Genomic DNA, 24403 nt, shown 5'->3' with positions numbered 1-24403 from the left:
TTTCACGCCTTTTTCATTTCAACGGGCAACCGCATGAAGGAAAGGAGCTTGCCGGGAACACGGAGGCATGGTTGAATGGCGCCTGCTCCCATGATTACGGATTTCCGGCTGAAAGTTTTTGAAACCGTTGCGCGGCGGCTCAACTTTACCCGCGCGGCGGAAGAATTGTTCATCACCCAGCCGGCCGTTACCCGCCATATCAAGGAGCTGGAGCGCCTGCTTGACGCGCGCCTGTTCAAGAGGGAGGGCCGCGGCATCGCCCTGACGACGGAAGGCAGCCGGCTGCTGGCCCATTCCCGCCGCATTCTGAAAGAATATGAGGCCCTGGAGGAAGACCTGTCTTCCGGCCGGGATGCTCCCATCTCCGGAGAATTAAGCCTCGGGGCCAGTTCCACCATGTCCCAGTACGTGCTGCCCCCCCTGCTGGCCCTCTTCAACCGCCACTATCCGGGAATACGGATACAGCTGAAAAGCGGCAATACGGAAGAGATGGAGCAGGCCGTGCAGCATGAAGCCGTTCACCTCGGCATCGTGGAAGGCACGGCGACGCGGACGGACCTGCATTACCAGCCCTTCATGGAAGATGAAATCATTCTGGCGGGGGGAACTCATGCCGCAGCCCCCCGGGAAGGCCTTTCCCTTTCCCAACTGTCCAGCCTTCCCCTCCTGATGCGGGAGCCGGGGTCCGGCACGCGGCGGGTGGTGGAGGAAGCCCTGAAAAACCACGGAATCAACACTTCCGGGCTTCGCGTCCTGATGACCCTGGGCAATACGGAGAGCATCAAGCTGTATCTGGCGCATTCGGACGCCTGCTCGTTTCTTTCCACCCTCGCAGTCCGGGAAGAACTTAAACGCGGCGATTTGAAAAAAATCCACGTCCGCCAGTTGGAAATCCGCCGCTCCTTCCATTTTGCCACAGGGCATGGAGACCATAGCAGAATCAACGAGTTATTCATCAAATTCTGCCGGAACTATTATAACAAAATCTAATTGTCTATAAGAATTTCTGATTAGATTTTATAATGATAGTGGGGTATATCTCCCCCGCATTCGCTCCAGGGCGTCTTCATCCGGACGTTTCCGGCGGCAGTGCTCATCATTCTACAGCTCATGTCTCCCAAACACCTAGCCAGTCCCCTCAACGGCATTCTGCTTATTGTCCTGTTCTCTTTTTCCGCTTTTTATATTGCGGATTTTGAATGGGTGAAACACCTCTCCTTCAGCCCGCTGATCGTCGGCATTGTGCTGGGGATGCTTTACGCCAACAGCCTGCGCAACCATCTTCCGGAACCCTGGGTGCCGGGCATCCAGTTCTGCACCAAGCAGGTGCTGAGAACCGGCATTGTGCTGTACGGATTCAAGCTGACGTTTCAGAGCGTGATTGACATCGGCGGTGCGGCTCTGCTCATTGACATGATTGTCGTCACCCTTACCATTCTGCTGGGGGTGGGACTGGGACGGCTGCTGAAAATGGACCGGGATACGGCCCTGCTGACCTCCATCGGCAGTTCCATTTGCGGAGCCGCGGCCGTACTGGGCGCGGAACCTGTGGTGAAAAGCAAGCCGTACAAGGCGGCCGTGGCCGTTTCCACCGTCGTCATCTTCGGGACCATCTCCATGTTTCTGTATCCGGCCCTGTTCCGGACCGGAATGCTGGAACTGACGACAGAACAGATGGGGCTTTTTACGGGAGCCACGCTGCATGAAGTGGCCCACGTGGTAGGCGCAGGGAACGCCATGGGGCAATCCATTTCCGACTCGGCCATCATCGTCAAAATGATCCGGGTCATGATGCTGGCCCCCGTCCTGGTCATTCTGAGCATTATCCTGGCACGCCGGGATTCCGCGAACGGCACAAAGGAAGGAAAAAGAAAAATCACCATCCCCTGGTTTGCCTTCCTGTTCCTGGCCGTCATCGGCTTCAATTCCCTCCATCTGCTTCCCTCCGGACTGGTGGACGCCATCAATTCCCTGGATACGTTCCTGCTGACCATGGCCATGACGGCTCTGGGCGCGGAATCCAGCTTTGAAAAGTTCAAGAAAGCCGGAGCGCGGCCTTTCCTGCTTGCAGGCCTCCTGTATGTCTGGCTCTTCTTCGGCGGTTACTGGCTGGTCAAACTGATTAGCTTCTAAACGAATAGGGAAAGCCACAGGCCTCTGCAGCAACCGAAATTCGCACGACCGCCAGAACGTACTGGCATTCAGTAAAAAGAGTCCGCTAACGCTCAGATTTTTTATTTTATGGCCGGAGAAGCCTGGGGCGCTCTCCGGCCCACCGGAACCATTCCTCTTTTAACCCCATAAAAATTCATAGCCAAACCATTTGGAAACGCTATAGTACACGTACCCAGTTTCTAAAACCAATGGCAACCAAATTATTCATTCCCGGACCCACCGAAGTAGCACCTGAAGTACTCGCCGCCATGAGCGGCCCGATGATGGGTCACCGATCCAAGGCGGCTTCCGCCCTGCAGCGCCGCATTTCCGACAATCTGCGCCGCATTCTGCTGACGGAACAGGAAATCCTGCTTTCCACTTCTTCCGGTACGGGCCTGATGGAAGGCGCCGTGCGCTCCTGCACCGCCAAGCGCGCCGCCATTTTCTCCGTGGGCGCCTTTGGCGACAAATGGTACAAGATTGCTACGGGCAACGGCGTTCCCGCCGATATTTTCAAGAGCGAACTCGGCCAGCCCACCACACCGGAAATGGTGGATGCCGCCCTGTCCACAGGCAAGTACGATACGATCTGCATCACGCATAATGAAACTTCCACCGGTATTCAGAACCCTGTGGAAGAAATCTCGGAAGTACTTAAAAAGTATCCGGACATCGTATGGTGCATGGACGCCGTCAGCTCCGCCGCCGGCTCCCGGATTGAAACGGACAAGCTGGGTGTGGACGTCCTGGTGACTTCCACCCAGAAAGCCCTGGCCCTTCCTCCCGGCATGGCCATCTGCACGCTGTCCCAGAAGGCCTATGAACGTACCGCTTCCGTGCCCAACCGCGGCTGTTACTTTGACCTGCGTTCCATTTACGACACCATCCAGAAGAAGGATTACCAGTACACGAACACCCCCTGCGTCTCCATCATGTACGCCATGGACCTCCAGCTCCAGCGCATTATGCAGGAAGGCGTGGAAAACCGCTTTGCGCGCCATGAAGCCATGGCCGAATTCGTGCGCTCCTGGGCGGATGAATATTTCAGCGTTTTCGCCAACCGTGACCACCTCTCCCGCACCCTGACGGTCATCAGCAACACACGGGACATTGACGTTGCAGCCCTGAACAATGTGCTGATTGAACGCGGCATGCAGCTGGGCAACGGTTACGGAGACCTGAAGAACAAAACCTTCCGCATCGCCCACATGGGTGAGCTGACCATGGACGACATGCGTTCCATTACGTCCAACATCGTGGACATCCTGAAGCTCAAGTAATTCCTCCTGACTCCCCTCTTTCCCGGCCACGCCGGGAAAGAGGGCGCTGCTCCGCATGTCCCTGCTGCTGAACAGCCTTCCGGGGAAAGGGGAACTTGCCCGCCTTCTCCGGACCTGCCCCCGGGTGTTCTCGAATCGTCAGACGCCCCATGCGGCATCTGCTGTTGTTCATTGCGGCATGTATTCCGGCGGGGCTTGTCTCCGGCCTCCGTGCGCTATATCATCGCTTCCATCGTTAACTTCTTGTATTCTCTCACGTTCTCATGTCCACTCTCCATCCCTTCCCCGCCCTGCGTCCCCCCCGGGAACTGGCTGCGCAGGTTTCCTCACTCCCCTATGACGTCATGAACCACCGGGAGGCCAAAGACATGGCTGCCGGGAATGACGCATCCTTCCTCCATATCTGCCGCTCCGACATTGATACGAGCGAAACCGCCATCCATGACCCGGAAACCTATGCCAAGGCCAGGGAAAACCTGGAGGCATTCGTGCGCAAGGGCTACCTGGTGCGGGATAAAGCGCCGTCCTTTTACATTTACCGCCAGATCATGTGGGGCCGTGTGCAAACGGGCATCGTGGGCTGCGCCTCCGTGGACGAATACGCCAACGGCGTCATCAAAAAGCATGAGCTGACCCGCAAGGAAAAGGAGCAGGACCGCATTGAACATTTTGACGCCTGCTCCGCCCAGACGGAACCGGTCTTCCTGGCTTACCGGAAACACGAGGGCCTTTCCGGCATCATCCGGGAATGGATCAAGTTCCACAAACCGGAATATGACTTCACGACGGACGACGGCGTCACCCACATCCTGTGGCCCGTTTCCGATCCCGATACGGTGGAGGCCATCCGGAAAGGCTTTGAAGAAGTGGATGCCCTGTACATTGCGGACGGCCACCACCGCACGGCCTCCAGTGCTGCCGTTTCCTCCAGACGGCGCCAGGAACATCCGGGCTACACGGGGCAGGAAGAATTCAACTACCTGATGGCGGTGGTTTTCTGTGACGAAGACCTTTTTATCATGGATTACAACCGGGTCGTGCGCGACCTGAACGGACTGACCCGGGAGGAGTTCATGGAAAAGCTCCAAAACTCCTTTGACGTGGTTCCCGTGGAAACCGTTCCCAGAGAAGGGTACTCCCCCCGCGCCAAACATGAATTCGGCATGTACCTGGAGGGCCGCTGGTATTCCGTCACCGCCGTGCCGGGAACCTTCCCTTCGGACCATCCCATTGAAAGCCTGGACTGCGCCATTCTCCAGGCGAATGTGCTCGCCCCCATCCTGGGCATTGAAGATCCCCGCACGAGCAACCGCATTGACTTCGTAGGCGGCATTCGCGGCCTGGGCGAACTGGAACGCCGCTGCAGCGGTGAAATGACGCTGGCCTTTTCCCTGTACCCCGTCACCATGGACGACCTTTTCCGCGTGGCGGACGCCGGAGAAATCATGCCGCCCAAGTCCACCTGGTTTGAGCCCAAGCTCCGCAGCGGACTTTTCGTCCATACCATTGAACAATAATTTTCCTACCACACACCAACATGAACAAGGTTCTTATTCCCACCAAACTCTCCGACGTTGCGGCCAATACGCTTAAAACGGCCGGTTATGAAGTCATTCAGGACGCGGATACTCCCCTGGAAAAGCAGGCAGCCTCCCATCCGGACACCGTGGCCCTGATCGTGCGCAGTGAAAAAGTCACTCCGGAAATCATGGACGCCCTGCCGTCCCTGAAACTGGTCATCCGCGCCGGAGCCGGCTACGACAACATCGACATCGTGTACGCCCGCAAGAAAAACGTGGACGTCATGAACACCCCCGGCGCCAATTCCAATGCCGTGGCGGAAGAAGTGGTGGCGATGATTCTGGCGTATTACCGCCACATCGTCCAGGCGGATACCACCACCCGCGCCGGACTGTGGGAAAAGAAAAAGTACATGGGCAACGAGCTGACCAAGAAGACCGTGGGCATCATCGGCCTGGGCAACATCGGCCGCAACCTCGTCAAACGCCTCCAGGGGTTTGAACCCACCCTCCTGGGTTATGACCACTTCCTGGCCCGGCAGCGCGCCCTGAACATCGGGGTCACCCCCACCAGCATTGAAGACATTTTCTCCCAGTGCGACATCATCACCCTGCACGTTCCGGGCGGCCCCTCCACCCACCACATGGTGAATGCGGACCTCCTGTCCAGCATGAAGGACGGGGCCGTGCTCATCAACTGCTCCCGCTACGGGGTCGTGGATGAAGAGGCTCTGGCCGCCGTCAGGGCATCCGGCAAAAAGATCGGCTACCTGACGGACGTGCATCCCAAGGACGCTGCCGGAGACAAACCCTCCGCCGCCGTAGCGGACCTGATCCTGCCCCACCTGGGCGCCAACACACAGGAAGCCAACACGAAGGCGGCCAAGCGCGCCGCGGAACAGATGGTGGCCTATTTTTCCGATGGGGACACCTCCTGCGTGGTAAACGGGGAATCCCCCAACGGCCTCAATCCGGCCCATCTCCAGCTCGCCTTCCTGCTTGCCGCCCTGGCGCGCAACGCCGGCGGCAACAAGCCCATCCGCCGCGTGGAATGCACTTTTTACGGCAATCTGCGCGTATTCCGCAAATGGTTTACAGCCCCCATCCTGGAAGGGCTGCTGCCGCATGCGGAAAAAGGCCTCATGCCTGCGGCAGCAGAGGAATCCCTGCGCGAGCACGGCATCGTCTTCAAGGCACGGGAACCGAAGGACGACAAGCCCTATGAAGATTCCATCACACTGGACATAGCCATGGAAGAAGACGGAGAATACGTCTCCACCAGCGTGCGCGGCGTGGTTACGGAAGGCATCCCCATGGTCTCCCGCCTCAACAACTTTAACGGACTGTATGCAGACCTGCGTGGCACCACGCTGTTCCTGCGCTACAAGGACCGTCCCGGCATCATCGCCACCATCGGGGCGGCCCTGTACTCCAACGGCATCAACATTGACAACATCGCCGCACCCGCCGACCATGCCACCCGGGAAGCTCTGGCCGTGCTTAAGACCAATAAGCCCGTTTCCGACGAGCTGCTGAACAAGATTGCGGAAGAGATAGACGCCATCTCCGCCTTCTCCCTGAATCTTTAACCGGAAAAGGAACGCTTCCGGTGTCTTCCGGAATGCCGCTTTCCACACAGCCCGCTTCTGCGCCCTCCCCGGCAGGAAGCGGGCTGCATTTATTTCTGCCATGTTGACAAGGCTCCCTCCTTTTTGTACTTTTACCCGAATCGTTGGAACACTCTCATGCGCTACATCCTGCTTCTGCTGACTATTTTAACTGCCGGATTCTCCGTCTGGTACTATCAAAACCGCATCTCCCCGGAAGGACAGGAACTGGCCGCCCGGAAAACGGCTATGGAACAGGACGCCGTCATTCTGGAGAAAACCGTCAGCCAGACCAGGAAAAAGCTGGACGACACCCAGGACGCTACACGGGCTGCGGAAGAAGCCATGGATAAATTCCAGGAAACCTATCTTGAGCAGCAAAGGCAGAAACAGCAGGAAGCGCTGGATGCCGCTTATCAGAAAAACATGGCAAGCCAGCAGGAGGAAGTGGAGGAACACAATCAGAAAATTGACCAGCTGCGCCAGCGCAGGAGCAAGCAGAAGGAAAATTCCCAAGCCGCCAGGGAAGAATTGCTGCAGAAGAAGGAAGGAATGAAAGCCATGCTCGCCAAATTAGCCGAAAAGCAGCGGAACGTTCAAAAGGAACTGGAACAGGCGCAAGGCGAACTCTCCAAGAACCGTGAAGAAGCTAAATCCAAAAAGAAATTTTCCGGAGCCGCTCCCCAAAAGGAAAATATTGCAGAACTTCAGGCGCAAATGAACCGCATCCGCCAGGCGGCCGCCGCCACGAAGAAAAAAATGAACCTCCTGAACACCTCTCTGGAAGCCCTGGAGGAAAAAGCGGGCAGACAGGAGATCCAGATGCAAAAAGCGGAAGAAAAACTGACCGAACAAAAAAACAAGGTCCTGACCGACGACAGCCATGAAAGCGTTGCCGCCACGGACCTGGGAGATGACGAGCTTCTGGCTACAGCCGACTACCGGGAGCAATCCAAAGCCGTCCGGGAAGCTCTGGAAAAGGCCAGGAAAGAGGAAGAACAGGCCTCCCTGGCTTATGATGGGGCACGGGCGGAAATGCACAGGGCCTCCAGAGACGAGGTAAAAAAAATGGAGAAGGAGGAAAAAGACCATGCCTCCTTCCAGAAGCTGTTCACGGCAGCTTCCTCCGTGGTGGGTTTTATCCTTCTCCTGTTCACCGTAGGGGCCTTCCGGCGCAGCAATGGTTAACCCGCCCGGGAGAAACCGGAAACACTGCATGAAGGACATGTCCTGGATCCTATTCCGCTCTTCCGGCAGCCTCCGCAGGGAGGCGTTGACGGGCGGCAGAGTTATGATAGTCTCAGGCCAGCCTGATCATGCTCACACTGGCACAGCTTAACGGACACCCGGAAATCTTTCATTCCATCCAGGGGGAGGGCGTCTCCCAGGGGACTCCCTGCGTTTTTCTGCGCCTGGCGGGCTGCAACCTGGCGTGTTCCTGGTGTGATACGGCGTATTCCTGGAACGGGTCGGCTCCTGTCGTACGGCTCAAGCCCGGAACGGTGGCGGAACTGGTGCTCCATTATCCTTGCCGCCGCCTGGTCCTGACGGGAGGGGAACCGCTGATCCAGCAGAAAGCCCTTCCCGCCCTGCTCCGTCTTCTGCCGGAACATGACGTGGAGATGGAAACCAACGGCACCATCATGCCGGAGGATGAACTGCTGGAACGCATTGAACAATTCAATGTGTCGCCCAAACTCCCCCACTCCGGCAATGACGCCGCCAGAGCCTGGAAGCCGGACATCCTGCGCCGGCTGGCGGCCACGGAAAAAGCCTGGTTCAAATTTGTAGTGGCGTGCGAGGATGACGTAAAAGCCATCCTTCAGCTGGCTTCCGAGGCCGGCATTCCCGCAGAACGCATCCTGATCATGCCGCTGGCCTCCACCCGGGAGGAACTGAACGCCATGCGTGCGCAAACGGTAGCATGGTGCCTCCGCTACGGCCTCCGTTTTTCAGACCGCCTGCACATTGCCATTTGGGGCAGCAAAAAGGGCGTCTGAAGACGCCCTTCACCATCTCTGGAAAGGGGAAGCACTTTTACAACTCCCGCAAGCCTTTCCGGCCTCAACATCCCATCATTTCCGGCGGTCAGGCCTTCTGCTTCAGGTCCAGCAGCATCTGGGCGTTGCTGGGATACTTGTTCAGGAAGAACAGGAAGCGTTCCATGGCTTCCACAGGCTTGTGCCCTGCCAGAGCACGGCGGATCAGATTCATCTTGTACAGCCATGCTTCCGGCATGATCAGCTCTTCCCGGCGCGTTCCGGATTTCAGGATATCCACGGCAGGGAAGATATACTGCTCCGCAATGCGGCGGTTCAGCACAAGCTCCATGTTGCCCGTTCCCTTGAACTCCTGGAAAATCAGGTCGTCCATGCGGCTGTTGGTTTCCACCAGGGCAGTGGCGATGATCGTCAGGGAACCGGCCTGGCGTGTATTGCGGGCGGCGGCAAAAAGGCGCCGGGGCATTTCCAGCGCACGGGCATCAATGCCGCCCGACATGGTGCGTCCGCTTCCCTTGTCCGCATTATTATAAGCACGGGCAAGGCGTGTGATGGAATCCATCAGCAGGAAAACATGCTGGCCGGCTTCCACAAGCCGTTTGGCGCGTTCAATGCAAAGCTCCGCCATGCGGCAATGATCGCGCACCTTTCCGTCATTGGAAGAGGCGTACACCTCGGCTCCGGGGAGGGAACGCTTGAATTCCGTCACTTCTTCCGGACGTTCGTCCACCAGCAGCACCATCAGGTGAATGGAATCCTTGTAATTCTCCAGAATGGCCTCCGCCATGTGCTGCAGCAGCGTCGTCTTTCCCGCGCGGGGGGGGGAAACGATCAAACCGCGCTGGCCGCGGCCGATGGGGGCAATCAGGTCCAGCGTGCGCGTAGTATAGCGTTCCGGACGGGTTTCAAAGGAAATGCGCTTGTTCGGATTGACCGCTTTAAGTTCTTCAAAATGCGGGGTCTTGCGCGCCTTTTCAGGAGCATCCCCGTTGATGGTGGCAATCTCCGTCAGAAGAATGCCGCGGTCATGGCGGCAGGCCTGCCCGTGCACCCATACGGCAGGACGCAGGCCGAACTTGCGAATCATGTCCTGCGGAACGTACACGGCTTCCGCAAAGGCGTCAAAATCATTGTCAGGTTTTCTTAAAAAGCCGAATCCCTTATTCGTGATCTCCAACAGGCCGTCCACCGGTTCCGGAGGTCCCAGCTCACGGGGAGCATTATTCTGGGGAGCCGTCCCTTCCTGGTGGTTATTGTTCCAGCGGTTTTTAACCCGGTCATTGCCGTTCCTGCCATTGCGGCCGTCCTGGCGGTTGTTCCGGTTCTTGTTGAAACGGTCATTGTTATTACGACGGTTCTGCTTGTCAAAGCGCTGCCGTTGCGGCTCATTCGGTCGATAGGAATCCCGGGCGCCATCTCCGGAGAAATCCGCTGCGCCTTCCTGCACTACCTTGATGGACGGGCTGGAAATACCTTCATCCGCCGCCGTCTCCTGCAGACGCGGTTTTCTTACAAACCTCTGGCGGATCACCTTGGGCCTGCCTTCGCCGGACTGTTCCGGAGAGGGCTCCGCAGGAGCGGCAGGCGGCACGGAAGGCACCATGGGAACGGCCGCTTCCACCCCGGCGCCCTGGGGGGCATCGCTTTCAGGAGCAACTGTCTTAATAGAACGCTTGCGCACCGGTTTGACGGCAGCCTCCGTTACGGGAGCGTCAGAAGTGCCGCCCATTTCCGGAACTTCCTCCACGGGCTTCTTGCGGGGACGTCCGCGCCTCGGCTTGGCCGGGGCTTCCGCCGTCTCTTCCACAGCCGGAATCTCAGGGTCGCTTTTGCGTACAGCCTTTTTCTTCTGCGGCGCATCCTCCATCCCTTCAACCGCCGTTTCCGGCACCTTCTTCCTTACCGTTCGCTTGCGGGGAACAGGGGGAGAACCCTCTTCCCGGGTGAAAGACTCCGCGGCAGCCTGGGCGGCTTCGGGAGTTTCCGCCGCAGACTTGACTCTGCGGACAACACGTTTTTTGGGAGCCGGCTCCGGAGAAGCGTGTTCCGGAGTCAAATCTGGGGGAGTATCAGACATGGAAAAAAAATTGGACTGCAACAACAGGCGTCTCCTGGAAGACAACGGCGTTAGTCAAGCTGTTCGAGGATTTCTTCCGCCACGTCGAAATTGGAGAAGACGTTCAGTGCGTCGTCGTAGTCGTCCAGCGCTTCGTACAGGCGCAGGGCGGACTTCGCCGTTTCCAGATCATTAATCACGGAAACATTCTGGGCTACGGAAATCAGCTTCATGGAAATCACCGTATGGCCGGCCTCACGCAGGGCGGCGCACACATTATTCAATTCCGTCGGGTCCGTTACAAACACCCATTCATTGTCGGAATCTCCCTGTTCTACATCGTCCGCGCCGCATTCCAGAGCCAAATCCATCGCGGAATCATCCGTAAGGCCTTCCGCCATGATGCGGGCCTCTCCCTTGCGTTCAAACTGGTAGGCCACGGAACCGGGCGTGCCGATGCTGCCGCCATTCTTGGTAAACAGCGTGCGCAGCTCGGAAGCGGAACGGTTCGTGTTGTCCGTAGCCACTTCAATCAGGAAAGCCGTACCCGCCGGACCATAACCTTCATAGGTGATCTCCTGAATGGTTGCGCCGCCCAATTCCCCGGTGCCTTTCTTAATGGCCCGTTCAATATTTTCCTTGGGGGTGGACACAGCCTTGGCACCGTCAATGGCGGCGCGCAGGCGGGGGTTCAGATCCGGATCTCCGCCGCCGCTCTTGGCGGCCAGCATGATTTCATGGGCAAAGCGGGCAAAAACCTTGCCCTTCTTGGCGTCTTCCTTAGCCTTAACGTACTTGATCTTAGACCATTTATTATGTCCGGACATAGAATTGGGAATAATAGTAAGTGAATGTGGAAAGAGACAAACTAACAAGCGGAACTGTTCTTCAACCCGGGCGAACACATTGTCTTTCGCAAATACCACGGAGGAAGGAAATCAGGGTGCGGCTATCCGTAAATAGGTTACAGGGAGGCCGGCTACTCTGCCGGGGGGACACGCCGCGCTCCCGCAAGGGGTTGCGGCCACCGCTTGGCAGTCACTCTCAACACATGCAAAATAACGTATTTCCTGGCATTGGCAACACTTTTTTAGGTCACGGAAGCACCGGAGCATCCCCAAGGAACCGGATCAAGAATTCCTTTATCAGTCTTGAGAAATTATTCCACGGAAAGATCGCCGTTCCATTTAATTTGATGGAAGAGCGGGCACCTTCGGGAAAAAGTGAACAAGCCGCCCCATTCTTCCCCGCCAATCCGCTTCACACTCCATTATTTCCCCTTCATTTTCTTGAACTTGGACGAAGCACTCCTTCTCACGTTCAATCGGCCGCCTTTAAAAATTCCCTTCAACACTTTTGGCTCTTCCGGTTTACTGGCATGTTCAACGCGTCTTGTCCGTTAGAAGCCAATCCAAAAAATATTCAAATTGAGCATCCATGTTAAAAATACCCACACATTCCGCTTCACTCCTTTCCGGAAGAACGCATATTCCGTCATGGAACACAGCGGAAGTTCAACGCCGCCTGTGTTATCATTGACTAAGAAACGGGAGCGGTCTTAGATGGGCTTCTGTCTCTTTTCTCTGTCTTATGGATCAAGCAGCGCACCAGGAAAAAAAACACGCGGCCTTCTCGTCCGTCCTGTGGTCCGCCTTTTTGACGGGGATCAAACTCTGGGCCGGTATCGTAACGGGCAGCTTGGGCATTATCTCCGAAGCCCTGCACAGCGGCCTGGACCTGATGGCTGCGGCCATGACTTTTTATGCCGTGAAGGTGGCTGCCCGGCCAGCCGACGAGAGCCACCCTTACGGGCATGAGAAGGTGGAGAACCTTTCCGCACTGGCGGAAACGGCCCTGCTCCTGATCACCTGCGCGTGGATTGTCTGGGAGGCCGTGGACCGTCTGTTTTATAATGAAGCGGAGATCACGCTCACTTGGTGGGCCTTTGCCGTGGTGGCCGTCTCCCTGCTGGTGGACGTAAACCGCTCCGCTATGCTCCGCAGGGTAGCCAGAAAGCATAAGAGCCAGGCCCTGGAGGCGGACGCCCTTCATTTTACCACGGACATCTGGTCTTCCGCGGTGGTGCTGCTGGGGCTTTTCTGCGTGTGGCTGGCCCATCTGGTTCCCGCGGATTCCATCTGGCACGGCCTGCTGGAAAAGGCGGACGCCATAGCGGCCCTGTTTGTGGCGGCCCTGGTCTGTTCCGTGGCCTTCGGCCTTGCCAAACGCTCCATTCACGCCCTGATGGACGGGGGATCTTCCGCCCTGACGCACCAGGTGCTGGCCGCCATGAAGAAGAACGCCCCGGATTATCCGGTCAAGCGCATCCGTCTGCGTGACGGCGGCGCGCGCATTTTTGTGGAGCTGGACGTGGAAGCGCCGGCGGAATTGCATGTGGATGACGCTCATGACGTAGCGGAGTCCATCGAAGGCATCGTGAAGTACGAGCTACCGGAAGCTGACGTCATCGTTCACATTGAACCCGCACAAGAGAATTTTTCCAACATGGAGCCGGACACGATCGTCCACCGGCTGGCCCTGCGCCACCATGTCCGCATCCACGGTTTTTACGCCGGCAGGGGGAAACATGCGCCTTGCTATTTCATGGATGTGGAGATTCCGGCAGACTGGCCTCTGGAACGCGGCTACCAGGTGGTAAAGGAGTTCAGGAATTCCGTCCTGCATGCGCTCAAGCCGGAAAAGGTGATCTGCCGCATTGAACCGGACTGCCGCGACATGAAGGCGAACGCCATTCCGGAACATGTTCCCCCGGAGGAAGTGCGCCTGAAGGTGAACCTCATCCTTCAGCAGAACAGGAATATCTGCAAGGTTCTCAAACTGGACCTGGCACGGGAGGACAATTTCCCGACATTGACGTGCGTGTGCTCCGCGGACGGAGCCCTGAGCATCCGGGAATGCCACCAGATCGCCTCACAGCTGGAGGACCAGATAGAAAACGCCCTGCATCACCTGGGCCGCGTTACCGTCATCTTGAAACCGACCCAATAAAACAGCATTTACTTCCATTCCAAAAAACTGCTTTCCCGCCGCCATGAAACAAAACAAATATGACGATAACGTTTTTTTCCAGAAATACAGCCGGATGGACCGCTCCGTCAAGGGATTGGACGGAGCCGGAGAATGGAAAACGCTGGAACGGCTGTTGCCGGATTTCCGTGACAAACACGTTCTGGACCTGGGATGCGGATTCGGCTGGCACTGCCGGTATGCGGCGGAACACGGGGCGGCCTCCGTCCTGGGGGTGGACATTTCCTCCAAGATGATCGCCAAGGCCAGAGCCATGGGAAATGAAGGCATTATTGAGTACCGCTGCATGCCCATGGAGGATATCCGGCTGCCGGAAGCCTCCTTCGACATTGTTCTCAGCTCCCTGGCCTTCCATTACACGCCGGATTTCAACCAGGTCTGCCGGAATGTCTCCCATTGGCTCAAGCCGGAAGGCGTTTTTGTTTTTTCCGTGGAGCATCCCGTTTTCACCGCCCAGGGCACGCAGGACTGGCATTACGGAGAGTCGGGACAGATCATGCACTGGCCCGTAGACCGTTATTTCATGGAAGGGCCGCGGCAAGCTGTTTTTCTGGGAGAAGAAGTGACCAAATACCACAGGACGCTTACCTCTTATCTTGGCGCTCTGGCCTCAAACGGATTCGAAGTCACTGCGCTGGAGGAACCGCGCCCCTCCCGGGAATTTCTGGATTCCGTTCCCGGCATGCAGGAGGAACTGCGCCGTCCCATGATGTTGATTATCTCCGCCCGCAAAAAGTAGCGCCGGGGATATCAGCCTCCCAGCACCTCCCTGTCCAGTTCAGCACGGATGCGCTGGCGTTCGGAAACGATCTGTTCGTCGTCCGCACCGCCTTCCCGCAGGAAGTATTCCGCCATGGACAGGGCCACTTCCGACTCCGAGGAGAAGACCTGGGTGGCGCCGGCTTCCTTCAGCACGTCCACGTCCCTCATGTATTTGGTGTGAATCATCACGTCAATGTGCGGGTTAAGCTCCAGAGCCATTTCCACGATTTCCCTGGCATCCGGAATGGAGGCGGACAGAATCAGGCTTTCTGCATATTCAATGCCCGCATGGCGCAGGATTTCCCGCTGCCTGGCATCCCCGTAAACAATGTCTCCGCCCTGTTCCCGTATAGCTGTGACCGTATCTATGTTCATTTCCACAATGACGACTTCCACTCCGTTGTCATTTAATATCCTTTTAAGCATGCGCCCTGTGGGGCCAAAGCCCACCAGCACCACGCGCCGTGCGTCCGGCAACGGCGGGTCCATGCTGTTCTCCCCGCCCATGCCGGCAAGGCCGATGCCACGCTTTTGCAGCCACTTGACCACAGGACCGATCTGGCGGTACAGGATGGCATTCAGGGAAATGGAAACCACGGACGCCAGAATGATGGCCTGATTGGCGTCCGGCGGCAAAATGTTGTACATCAATCCTATCCCGGCAAGAATGAAGGAAAATTCCCCCACCTGCGCCAGGGCCACGGATACGCTCAGAGCCAACGGCAGCGGACGCCTCAGGCACCGCACCACCACATAGGCCGCCAGCGGTTTGCCTATCATCACCACGGCCAGCGTCGCCAGGGCCAGCGGCCAGCAATCCCCCACGGACATCGGGTCAAACATCATGCCTACGGAAACAAAGAAAAGCACCGCAAAGGCATCCCTCATCAGCATGGCTTCCGCCGCTGCGCGCGCGCAGAAGTCCGATTGTCCGACGACCATTCCCGCCAAAAACGCGCCAAGCACCATGGAAGCGCCAAAAAATTCCGCGGAGCACACCGCCACGCCCAGCGCAATGACCAGCACGGCCAGCGTGAACAAATCCCGTGCTCCCGTCCGCGCCACATAGCGCAGCACCAGCGGAATAATCTTTTTCCCGGCAAACAGCGTCAGGGCCACCAGCAGGGACAGCTTGACGAACATCCAGCCCAGTTCCGTGAGAATGCCGCTCCAGTCTTCAGCCCCGCTCTGGCGCGCCTCCATCACAGCGGGAATAAGCACCAGCAGCAGGATGGTGAACAAGTCTTCCACCACCAGCCAGCCCAGGGCCACATGGCCGCCCGGCGTGTGAAGATTCTGGTTGTCTTCCAGCACCCGCGTAAGCACCACCGTACTCGCCACGGAGATGGCCATGCCGAATACGAGCCCGGAAATCGTGGACCACCCGAACAACCACCCTACCATCACCCCCAGCACGGTAGCCACGGATATCTGAACAACGGCCCCCGGCACCGCCACCCTCTGCACGGCAATCAGATCCTTCAAATGAAAATGCAGCCCCACTCCGAACATCAGCAGAATGACGCCCAGCTCCGCAAATTGTTCCACCGTATGGGAGTCCGCTACAAATCCCGGTGAATACGGCCCTACCACCACCCCGGCCAGCAGATACCCTACCAGCGGGGACAAGTGCAGTTTTCTGGCAATAAGGCCGAAGAGGAGGGCGGCAGTCAATCCGCCGACAAAAGTGAAAATGAGGCTGAAATCGTGATCCATGCGCGCGTAACAGGTCTAAAAAGTGTACTTGGCCAACAGGCCGTTCCTACGCTATCGCGTTTGATTACCTCCCACAAGAACGCATTGCGCCGCATCGGGATGCAGTCGCACTTTCCGACCACGGTGAATTCAGAATCCGGGAAACAATCTCTATCATATTTTATCTTTAGTAAAAACTCTGTTTTAATTGTATTTTGAACTGTTTCTGATTGACTTCCCCAACATAAACTCTCTATAACGCATGTTAATGAAACTCACTCTCTCTATCCTATCATATCTGGCGGGTCTCTCTATCCTGGCTCCTGCGGGCTGGGCAGCTACCCAGGAAATCAACACTAAAAACTTCCACATCACGCTTCTCGGCAACGGGGACGGCCCGGACGACTGGAAGGGAACCCGTGACTGGAGTACCGAGCAAATAGAGGCTGTCACCACCACACTTAATATCTGGGACGATACCTTCCGCAACACCGCTTCCCGGAAAATTGAAGCCACCATTTCCTGGGGAGATCTTGATCCAGGCGTTCTGGCAGCGTCTTTTTCCAATTACGTTGCCTACGAAGGAGGAAGCTACAATACAGCCACCTCCACGGAAGTGATCTGGAAAGAGGGGGGAGACGCAGCTCTGGCAGGAGGAGAGACGGATTTCAGGCTTCAATTCAATCCGGAGTACGAATTCAGCGTTGCCGACACCACGCCCGCGGACGCGATTGATTTCATCAGCGTTCTCCTGCATGAAATCGGGCACAACGTTGGTTTTAACTCCAGGAACGATACAGGAACATACGGAGAATACTACACGATCTGGGATTCCCTGATCACGGATGCCCAGGGCAACCATCCGGGAGACCCGAATTTCCATTACGAAACCGGTGTTTCCTATACCATTGGTTCCGGCGGCCTCACTGTTTACAATCCCTTTGTTTTCGCTCTCGGCTCCAGCATGTCCCATGTGGACGCAACAAGCGACCCAAACGCCCTGATGCAATATGCCATCGGGGAGGGCACCCAGAGAAGAGATGCCAGTGACAAGGAAAAAGCCCTCCTTGCGGAGATGGGCTGGGTACTCAAGGATGACCCCACCTACTACGCTTCCGTGGACGGGTCTTCCATTACAAACCAGATTGACCTGGATTTCTTTACCTCCGTTCTCGTCAACAGGAACATGACCATTGATCCGGATAACGGAGCCACCATCGTCCTGCCTTCCCTGAGAGGGGACAAGGCGGAATACAATGTCACCATCACCGCCGGGAAATCCCTGACGGTCAATTTGTCCAACACGAAGATGGATTCCATCTGCGCCGGAGCCGTCATCGGCAATGACGCCAACTTCACCAAGACAGGGGTTAAAAACCTCGTTCTGGCCGGCGGCTTTTCCACTACCGGCACGCTGGATGTGCGGGAGGGAGGGCTGGTGCTCTCCGGTGCCACCAACACCATCGGGGAACTGACTATCAATGGAGGCATCTTCGGCGTATCCAAGCTTGCCCAGGAAGCAACTACGGCGGAGATAGGAAAGCTGACGGGCACCAAAGGCTCCATTAATCTTCTCCAGTCCTCCCTAACCCTGACCGGCACGGACAATACCATTTCCAGCGGCCTGAAACTGGTAGGCACCGGTACCATTGCCCTGGCGGAAGGAAAATCGCTCACTTTTGACGGCAGCAACACCATCGGAGACGCCATCTACATTGACGGCACTCAAAATGGCACCCTGCACATCACCCAGGGAACGCTGTCCTTCACCAACCAGGCCCGGATGGAAATAGCTACGCTGGCATTGGATTCCGGCACTTCCACCCTGAATGCGGGAACCACCCAGGACATTGTCATCCATTCCATCACGGGAGACGGCGTTCTGGCGGCCCAGGGCGGCAAAATCACTCTGGACACGGAAAATCCCCTTATCTGGAACGGAACTCTCCAAGGCACGGGCACACTCAGCAAGAAAGGAACCGGTGACCTGACACTGGCAGGGACCGGGAACGCCGGATTCCATCTGGACGCCACCAGCGGCTCCATCATCCTGACATCCGAATCCTCCGCCTACGGTGCCATGACGTTGAATGGAGGCGGCATTTCCATTTCCCATACGTCTTCCACTACCCGCTTCACCGGGAAGGAAGGAACCCTGACGCTGAATGACGCCACCCTGTCCATGAGCGGAACGGCGAACACCCTGACGGAACAGGCCTCCATCACCGGCACCGGCATCCTGCGGCTGAACGGGGATTCCATGCTGGCCATCCGCAACAGCAACAAGCTGGACACGGACATCACTGTTGCCGGCTCCGGCCTGGTGGTAGTCCAGGAAGGAACCTTCACCCTGTCCGGAAATGCCAGGTTTGACGGCACGGCCGTTGCCGTGGGACCGGAATCGGCAGCAGCTACGCTGGATCTGGGTTCCACGCGCCAATCCGTGGTGGGCGGACTGCTTGGGAAAGGCTCCGTGACCTTCAATAATGGAGAACTTGCCCTCCATGCGGAAAAGGCATCCGCCTTTGCCGGCTCCTTCCAGGGGAACGGCACGATCAACAAGGCGGGTAAGGCGGCTTGGACTTACACCGGTGCAGGCTCAAACACCCTGAATCTCAATATTACGGAAGGGGAAGTGGCCCTGATCCGGGATTCCGCCAATCCCATTCTTCTCAATTCACTGACTGTAGGTTCCACCGGCACGCTCACGCTTGCCATGGAATCCGCCGGTGCCGCCCATAACACCACGCTCCTTCTCAGCGGAACGAGCCAATTCATGGACGGTTCCACCATCACGCTCGTGATCAATCCCCTGCTGGCGCAGAACAACACTCCTTTCATCTCTACGGAAGACGGGGCTACGCTGACCATCCAGGGAGACCGCAACGGAACCACCCTTAATATTGAATCCAATGTCGCCGCATCTGAAAGAAGGCTGGAATTGGTGCTCTTTGAAGGGGACATGGTGGGTAGTGACCTCAACATCAATGCCTATGGCGCACTGGGAACCTATTACTCCAATCTGCATGCGGAAAACCGGGAAGGCCAGGTCGTACTGACTGGAACGCGCAAGGCGGACAACGCCCTGCTTGCTACGGCAGATACCTCCAATTCCGTGGCAGGCGCCGTCCTGCTCTGGAACTGTGACAACATTCAAGACGGAACGGAACTGGGCTATTTGAACCGCGCCGTCTCCGATGCCTGGAATGACGGAGACTACGCCAGGGCCAACCGCCTGCTGAGTGCTTCCGCCGGAACGGCCATTCCCGGCATCCTGGCCGCTCAAAGGTCCGGCCTGCGGAGGGAAATGACCTTCATCCGCAACCGTGCGGAGACCATGGGCCTCAATCCCAACTACATCCAGGGAGATATTCCCCAGGTGAACGGCTGGATTGAAGCCAACGCAGGCAGGGACTCCCTGGACAGCTCCAATGAAGGCAGCGGTTTTACCCTTAACTCCTGGGGCGGCACTGTCGGCATGGACGTCAATTGCTCGGAGAATTTCACTTTGGGCGCAGCCTTCTCCGCCAATTACGGGGATTACTCCTCTAACGGAGCCGACTACGCTTCCGGTGACCTTGACACCTACTATGTAAGCCTCTTCGGCCACTACCGTCACAAGAAATGGGGCCACTCCCTCATTCTGTCCGGCGGCTGGTCGGATGCAGACATCACCCGTGATGTCCGTCATAACCTGGGCAGCTACCAGACCAGCTTCAGCACCTCCGGCATGAGCTTCGGAGCCATGTACGAGCTCACTTATGACCTGGTTCTCAACAAACGCCAGACAACCATTCTCCAGCCGGTTGCCAACGTCAGCGTCATGCATTCCTCCGTGGACGGTTTCAATGAAGCCGGAGCAGGCGGCGCAGGACTCCGCGTGGATGACATGGACATCACCACGGGAAGCATTGCCGCCGGTTTACGCCTGAAAGGCGTCTTGGGCACCAATCTGACCGGGCGTGACATTACGGGCGAATTCCGTGCTCTTGTCTCGCAGGACTTCGGAGATGACAAGGCCCAGGCCAATGTGGCCTACCTTGCCAATCCGGGTCTCGTCCAGACCATCAGGGGAGCCAAGCTTGGCCGTACCGGCGTTCAGCTGGGCGTGGGCCTCAACATCCCCTGTTCCGACTACGGCACCGTTTACGTGGACGGCAATGCCGACCTCCGCTCCGGAGACACCTCCATCGGCGGCGCCCTTGGCTACCGGTACAACTTCTAATCCGTCCCCTGTTCTATTAGACAAGCGCCATGCCTGGAACTACAGGCATGGCGCTTTTTCATGATCCGTTCCCATCATCCATGGCCGCCGCACACGAACTGGCCCCAAGAAAGTTCCGCACGGCTTCCTCCTTTTCAGGCGGCGGTTCTCTCCGCTCCCCTATGCCATGCGTGTTCCAGGCGACAGCCCTGGCACAGGATTAAAGCATTTCCTATTAGGTTTATTTGTCATTTCTTACCAATTATTGTTATTTTTATTTGATTTAATGGGAATATAATTCATATTTATTGAACATATCATTCCCCGCATTCATGGCTGAAGATTCAATATTCCAGGAACAGTGGACCATCCTCAGGGAGGAGACGGAAATGAAGGACGCCCTCCTCCAGCGAAAGCTGGAACACTTCATTTCCAGGCAATACGGCCGGATAGTCCTGATGCATTACGTAAAAGCGCTCTCAGTCCTGGAACTCAGCCACCGCTTCTACCTGAGGTTTCGCAGGCGGAGCCGCGCCCTGGCGGAACCCATCCTTTACTGGACCGTCCTTGCGGAAACAAACATCCACATGATGCTTCAGGGGGTGAAAGACGGGGAGAAAACTGCTGAAACACTTGCAAGAGAGGGAGTCACCCACCAGCTTGACATGCTGAAAAACTGCTATCTCCTTTATTTGAGGGAACGGCATCATTCCTGCTGGCCTCCGGCCTCCCGCAAAAGCCGCATCATCCGGGACAAGTGGAACGCTCCGGAGCTGGAGGCCTCCTATTTTCCCCGGCTGTGCCTGAAAAACACGGACGGCCACTACGCCAACATGATGCACATCATGCTGGGGGAAATCCTGCGCTTCCTGGTCTCCCTCCGTCAAATCAGGGATCACGGAGAAAACATGCTGGCGCTCAGGCGGGAACAAATTTCCATTGCTCCTTAGACGGCGTTCCGTCTTCCCGCCGCTCACCGGAAAAGCCGCCGGGCGGCAAATCCTGAAAGGGAGCCGCCCCTTCCCGAATGATTGGCGGAAAGAGCGCAGGAACCTTACAGAATCAGCATGCAGTCCCCGTAGGAGAAGAACCTGTAACGCTCCCGTATGGCTTCCAGATAAGCCTTCATGACCAGATCCTTCCCGGCAAAAGCGCTTACAAGCATCAGGAGCGTGCTCTGCGGCAGGTGGAAATTCGTGATCAGGGCATCCACCACCTTGTACTTGTAGGGGGGATAGATAAAAATGTTCGTTGATCCGGCACATTCCCTTAACGGCAGCCCTTCCGCGGTGGCCACATGCTCCAGTACGCGCACGCTGGTGGTTCCCACGGCAATGACCCTCCGGGCCTCATTGATCGCCCGGGCAGTGGCTTCAGGCAGGAAAAAATGCTCCGTATGCATCTGGTGGTCTTCAATCCTGTCTGCCTTCACGGGACGGAACGTCCCCACGCCCACGTGCAGCGTCAGAAAATCATGGGGAACGGCCGCCAGCAGCTCCGGCGTAAAATGCAGTCCGGCCGTGGGAGCGGCAATGGCCCCCTCATGCCTGGCGTACACGGTCTGGTAGCGCTCCTTGTCGGACGGGTCGCTTTCCCGGTTCATGTAATGGGGAAGGGCCAGGCGTCCGTACTTGTCCTCGTCCACCTCCCGGTCAAACCGGATCAGGCGGTATCCCTCCTCGTCAATGCCTTCCACGGTGCCCTCCGCGTCTCCTATGGCAACCGTACGCCCCAGCTTCATCTTGCGCCCCGGACGCACCATGCACTTCCACAGCAGGGGATTGAGTACTTCGGCACGCACGATTTCAATAGACCCGTCGTTGGAAAAATACCGCGCCGGAACCACCCTGGTGTCATTCAGGATGAAATGGTCCCCTTCCCGCACGTATTCCGGCAGATCACAAAAATGCCTGTGTTCTATCAGACCCGTCTCCCGGTGGATGACCATCATCCGGGAAGCGGCGCGGTCCGGCAGGGGACGGTCCGCTATCAGCTCTTCCGGCAGCGGATAATCAAAATCAATGGTGCGCACGGCCAAGTGCATTGCCACGAATCCGCTGAAAGGTCAATACCTTTAAACCATAGGTAACACAATTATATCTTTACCCAGCTTCGCATTCTATGGTATGGAAGGAGACATGAACAACTTGCTGTTAGCAAACATATCCAACACAACGGCTTGGGGAACCATCCTGGTAGTCGTTCTCGTCATCTTTCTGGTAATCTTCTTCGCCATCATTGCCAAATTCTTCAAGACATGGCTGCGCGCGCGCCTGGCGAAAGCCCCCGTCTCCATGAGCAACATGCTGGGGATGTGGCTCCGGAAAGTGCCCTACCCGTTGGTGGTGGACACCCGCATTACGGCAGCCAAGGCCGGCCTGGGCATCAGCACGGACGAACTGGAAGCCCACTTCCTGGCGGGCGGCGACATTGTGGACTGCGTGCTGGCCCTGATCGCCGCGGAAAAAGCGGGCATTCCGCTGAGCTACGACCGCGCCTGCGCCATTGACCTGGCCGTGAAAGGTACGTCCAAGACCGTGCTGGAAGCCGTGAGAACCTCCATCAACCCCCGCGTCATCGACTGCCCGAACCCCTCTTCCGGCCAGACGCGCCTGACGGCGGTGGCCCGTGACGGCATTGCCGTGGCGGTACGCGCCCGCGTGACGGTACGCACCAACCTTGACCTCTTCGTAGGGGGCGCCACGGAAGAAACGGTGGTCGCCCGCGTAGGGGAAGGCATCGTTTCCGCCGTAGGTTCCGCGCCCTCCTACAAGGACGTCCTGGAAAAACCGGAAGTGATCTCCCGCACCGTGAGTGACAAGGGCGTGGACGCCGCCACCGCGTTTGAAGTGCTTTCCATTGACATTGCAGACGTGGACGTCGCGGGCAACGTGGGCGCACGCCTTCAGGCCGAACAGGCGGAAGCGGACAAGCAGATTGCGCAGGCCAAGGCGGAAGTCCGCCGGGCCGCCGCCGTAGCCACGGAACAGGAAATGGCCGCCAGGACACAGGAAATGCGCGCCAAGGTGGTGGAAGCGGAAGCCCAGATTCCCATGGCGATGGCGGAAGCCTTCCGCAACGGCAACCTGGGAGTGCTGGATTACGCCCGCTACCAGAACGTGGTGGCGGACACCAGGATGAGGGACTCCATCGCCAAACCGGATGCTTCCCCCTCTTCCATTAAATAGCTTTTCCGGCTTCCGGAGAGTCTGGATTTTCTCCCCGGAGGCCTTTCTTTCTTTATGGATTTACTGGCATACATGCTCGCCTCGGGCGATGAAGGCAGCAACACGAAACTCTGGTTCTGGCTGATCGCCGTGGTGGTCTACCTCATCACGAAAGGGATCGAATCTTTCCGATCCAAAGGGAAAGACGAGGAAACGCCTGTCCAAGACACGGAGAACCATCACGAAAAACGCGTGAAGGAAGTCATTGCGGAAATGCGCCGGACCAATCCTCAACCGCAGCGGCCCCAGCCGGCGCGGTCCCAGGCTCCGGCACATGCTCCGCGGCCCTCTGCCTCCCCCGTTGAGCTCCCCACTCCCGCCGTGGCGCGCAAACGCCGGCCCGCACCGGAACCCATGCCTGAGTGGGCCGGGGGAAATGCCCAGCAAACCGCCCAGAACGTGCTGGAGCGCTACGTGAAAGCCACGGAAGAAGCGGAACAGTCCATGCGTTCCCTGTCTGATGCGGAACAGGCCGCCCTGCACCGTTTACAGGAAAGGGAACTCAAGGAAAGCCGCCCTGAACCGCTCCCGGCGATTGCCGTGTCTGAACCTCTTTCCCTGAAAGATTCCCTGCGCCGTTCCCAATCCTTGAAAACGGCCATTCTTTACCAGGAAATTCTGGGCAAACCCAGAGCGCTCCGGGGCGTTTCCTTCAGCGGGGAATAAAAGTAGAGAGCCCTCTCCCGGTCAAGGCTTTCCCAAAAGGGGAAATATTTCCCTTCCACACCGCCTCCTGACGGACTCTCTAACGGGAACAAGGGCCTCCCGGCCCTTATAAATCACACCCTTCTTTTCCCTTCTACCCAGCCCCAAACTATGAAGGCCGGAGGCCTTCATTCCCAGTAAA

Annotated in this window: 18 protein-coding genes; 14 read left to right on the top strand and 4 right to left on the bottom strand. The window is 57.4% G+C overall.

What is annotated here, in order from left to right; translation table 11 throughout:
- The first annotated feature begins 90 nt into the window (after positions 1 to 90).
- From LIO64_RS06450 to LIO64_RS06420, 7 genes are all read left to right on the top strand, one after another.
- Positions 91 to 990, top strand: a complete 900-nt coding sequence (locus LIO64_RS06450; RefSeq protein WP_290548620.1) for a LysR substrate-binding domain-containing protein — start codon at positions 91 to 93, stop codon at positions 988 to 990.
- Positions 991 to 1110: 120 nt separating this feature from the next.
- Positions 1111 to 2133 (top strand): YeiH family protein, encoded by a 1023-nt coding sequence (locus tag LIO64_RS06445; protein ID WP_290548619.1) that lies wholly within the window; start codon positions 1111 to 1113, stop codon positions 2131 to 2133.
- Between the two features lie 230 nt (positions 2134 to 2363).
- On the top strand, positions 2364 to 3437 hold the full coding sequence (locus tag LIO64_RS06440) for an alanine--glyoxylate aminotransferase family protein (RefSeq protein WP_290548618.1): 1074 nt from the start codon (positions 2364 to 2366) through the stop codon (positions 3435 to 3437).
- A gap of 263 nt (positions 3438 to 3700) precedes the next feature.
- The gene (locus LIO64_RS06435) at positions 3701 to 4954 is read left to right on the top strand and encodes a DUF1015 family protein (protein ID WP_290548617.1); all 1254 of its coding nucleotides are present in this window, start codon (positions 3701 to 3703) and stop codon (positions 4952 to 4954) included.
- A 20-nt stretch (positions 4955 to 4974) separates the two neighbouring features.
- A complete protein-coding gene (locus tag LIO64_RS06430; RefSeq protein WP_290548616.1) occupies positions 4975 to 6546 on the top strand; it encodes a 3-phosphoglycerate dehydrogenase family protein in 1572 nt (523 codons plus the stop codon).
- A gap of 156 nt (positions 6547 to 6702) precedes the next feature.
- On the top strand, positions 6703 to 7752 hold the full coding sequence (locus LIO64_RS06425) for a hypothetical protein (protein WP_290548615.1): 1050 nt from the start codon (positions 6703 to 6705) through the stop codon (positions 7750 to 7752).
- 128 nt (positions 7753 to 7880) lie between these two features.
- A complete protein-coding gene (locus tag LIO64_RS06420) occupies positions 7881 to 8564 on the top strand; it encodes a 7-carboxy-7-deazaguanine synthase QueE (RefSeq protein ID WP_290548614.1) in 684 nt (227 codons plus the stop codon).
- An 88-nt stretch (positions 8565 to 8652) separates the two neighbouring features.
- Here the strand turns inward: LIO64_RS06420 and rho are convergent, their stop codons facing one another.
- The gene (gene rho, locus LIO64_RS06415; RefSeq protein WP_290548613.1) at positions 8653 to 10641 is read right to left on the bottom strand and encodes a transcription termination factor Rho; all 1989 of its coding nucleotides are present in this window, start codon (positions 10639 to 10641) and stop codon (positions 8653 to 8655) included.
- Between the two features lie 50 nt (positions 10642 to 10691).
- Entirely contained in the window at positions 10692 to 11447 is a 756-nt protein-coding gene (locus tag LIO64_RS06410) for a YebC/PmpR family DNA-binding transcriptional regulator (RefSeq protein ID WP_290548612.1), read from the bottom strand.
- A gap of 224 nt (positions 11448 to 11671) precedes the next feature.
- Between LIO64_RS06410 and LIO64_RS06405 the strand changes: the two genes are divergently transcribed.
- The 3 genes from LIO64_RS06405 to LIO64_RS06395 all read left to right on the top strand — a co-directional run bounded on the left by LIO64_RS06405 (position 11672) and on the right by LIO64_RS06395 (position 14407).
- Positions 11672 to 12064 carry a hypothetical protein gene (locus LIO64_RS06405; protein ID WP_290548611.1) on the top strand — a complete coding sequence of 131 codons (393 nt, stop codon included), beginning with the start codon at positions 11672 to 11674 and terminating at the stop codon, positions 12062 to 12064.
- Positions 12065 to 12210: 146 nt separating this feature from the next.
- Complete coding sequence (locus LIO64_RS06400) at positions 12211 to 13629, top strand: cation diffusion facilitator family transporter (protein ID WP_290548610.1); 1419 nt, start codon at positions 12211 to 12213, stop codon at positions 13627 to 13629.
- A gap of 43 nt (positions 13630 to 13672) precedes the next feature.
- Positions 13673 to 14407 (top strand): class I SAM-dependent methyltransferase, encoded by a 735-nt coding sequence (locus LIO64_RS06395; RefSeq protein ID WP_290548609.1) that lies wholly within the window; start codon positions 13673 to 13675, stop codon positions 14405 to 14407.
- Between the two features lie 11 nt (positions 14408 to 14418).
- On the opposite strand, the gene LIO64_RS06390 is transcribed toward LIO64_RS06395, so the two are convergent.
- Positions 14419 to 16146 (bottom strand): cation:proton antiporter, encoded by a 1728-nt coding sequence (locus LIO64_RS06390; protein WP_290548608.1) that lies wholly within the window; start codon positions 16144 to 16146, stop codon positions 14419 to 14421.
- A gap of 241 nt (positions 16147 to 16387) precedes the next feature.
- Here LIO64_RS06390 and LIO64_RS06385 point away from each other — a divergent pair, with 241 nt between their 5' ends.
- Positions 16388 to 20350, top strand: coding sequence for an autotransporter domain-containing protein (locus LIO64_RS06385; RefSeq protein WP_290548607.1), 3963 nt, complete (start codon positions 16388 to 16390; stop codon positions 20348 to 20350).
- Positions 20351 to 20661: 311 nt separating this feature from the next.
- The gene (locus LIO64_RS06380) at positions 20662 to 21279 is read left to right on the top strand and encodes a hypothetical protein (RefSeq protein WP_290548606.1); all 618 of its coding nucleotides are present in this window, start codon (positions 20662 to 20664) and stop codon (positions 21277 to 21279) included.
- A 104-nt stretch (positions 21280 to 21383) separates the two neighbouring features.
- On the opposite strand, the gene queA is transcribed toward LIO64_RS06380, so the two are convergent.
- Entirely contained in the window at positions 21384 to 22373 is a 990-nt protein-coding gene (gene queA / locus LIO64_RS06375; RefSeq protein WP_290548655.1) for a tRNA preQ1(34) S-adenosylmethionine ribosyltransferase-isomerase QueA, read from the bottom strand.
- A 94-nt stretch (positions 22374 to 22467) separates the two neighbouring features.
- Here queA and floA point away from each other — a divergent pair, with 94 nt between their 5' ends.
- Both floA and LIO64_RS06365 read left to right on the top strand, forming a co-directional pair.
- A complete protein-coding gene (gene floA / locus LIO64_RS06370) occupies positions 22468 to 23517 on the top strand; it encodes a flotillin-like protein FloA (protein WP_290548605.1) in 1050 nt (349 codons plus the stop codon).
- 54 nt (positions 23518 to 23571) lie between these two features.
- Positions 23572 to 24222, top strand: coding sequence for a hypothetical protein (locus LIO64_RS06365; RefSeq protein ID WP_290548604.1), 651 nt, complete (start codon positions 23572 to 23574; stop codon positions 24220 to 24222).
- Positions 24223 to 24403: the final 181 nt, after the last annotated feature.

The organism is Akkermansia sp. (assembly GCF_020860705.1).
Taxonomy (GTDB): Bacteria; Verrucomicrobiota; Verrucomicrobiia; order Verrucomicrobiales; family Akkermansiaceae; genus Akkermansia.
The sequence above is the reverse complement of the archived record's forward strand: the minus strand, read 5'-3'. Positions and strand labels throughout refer to the sequence as shown.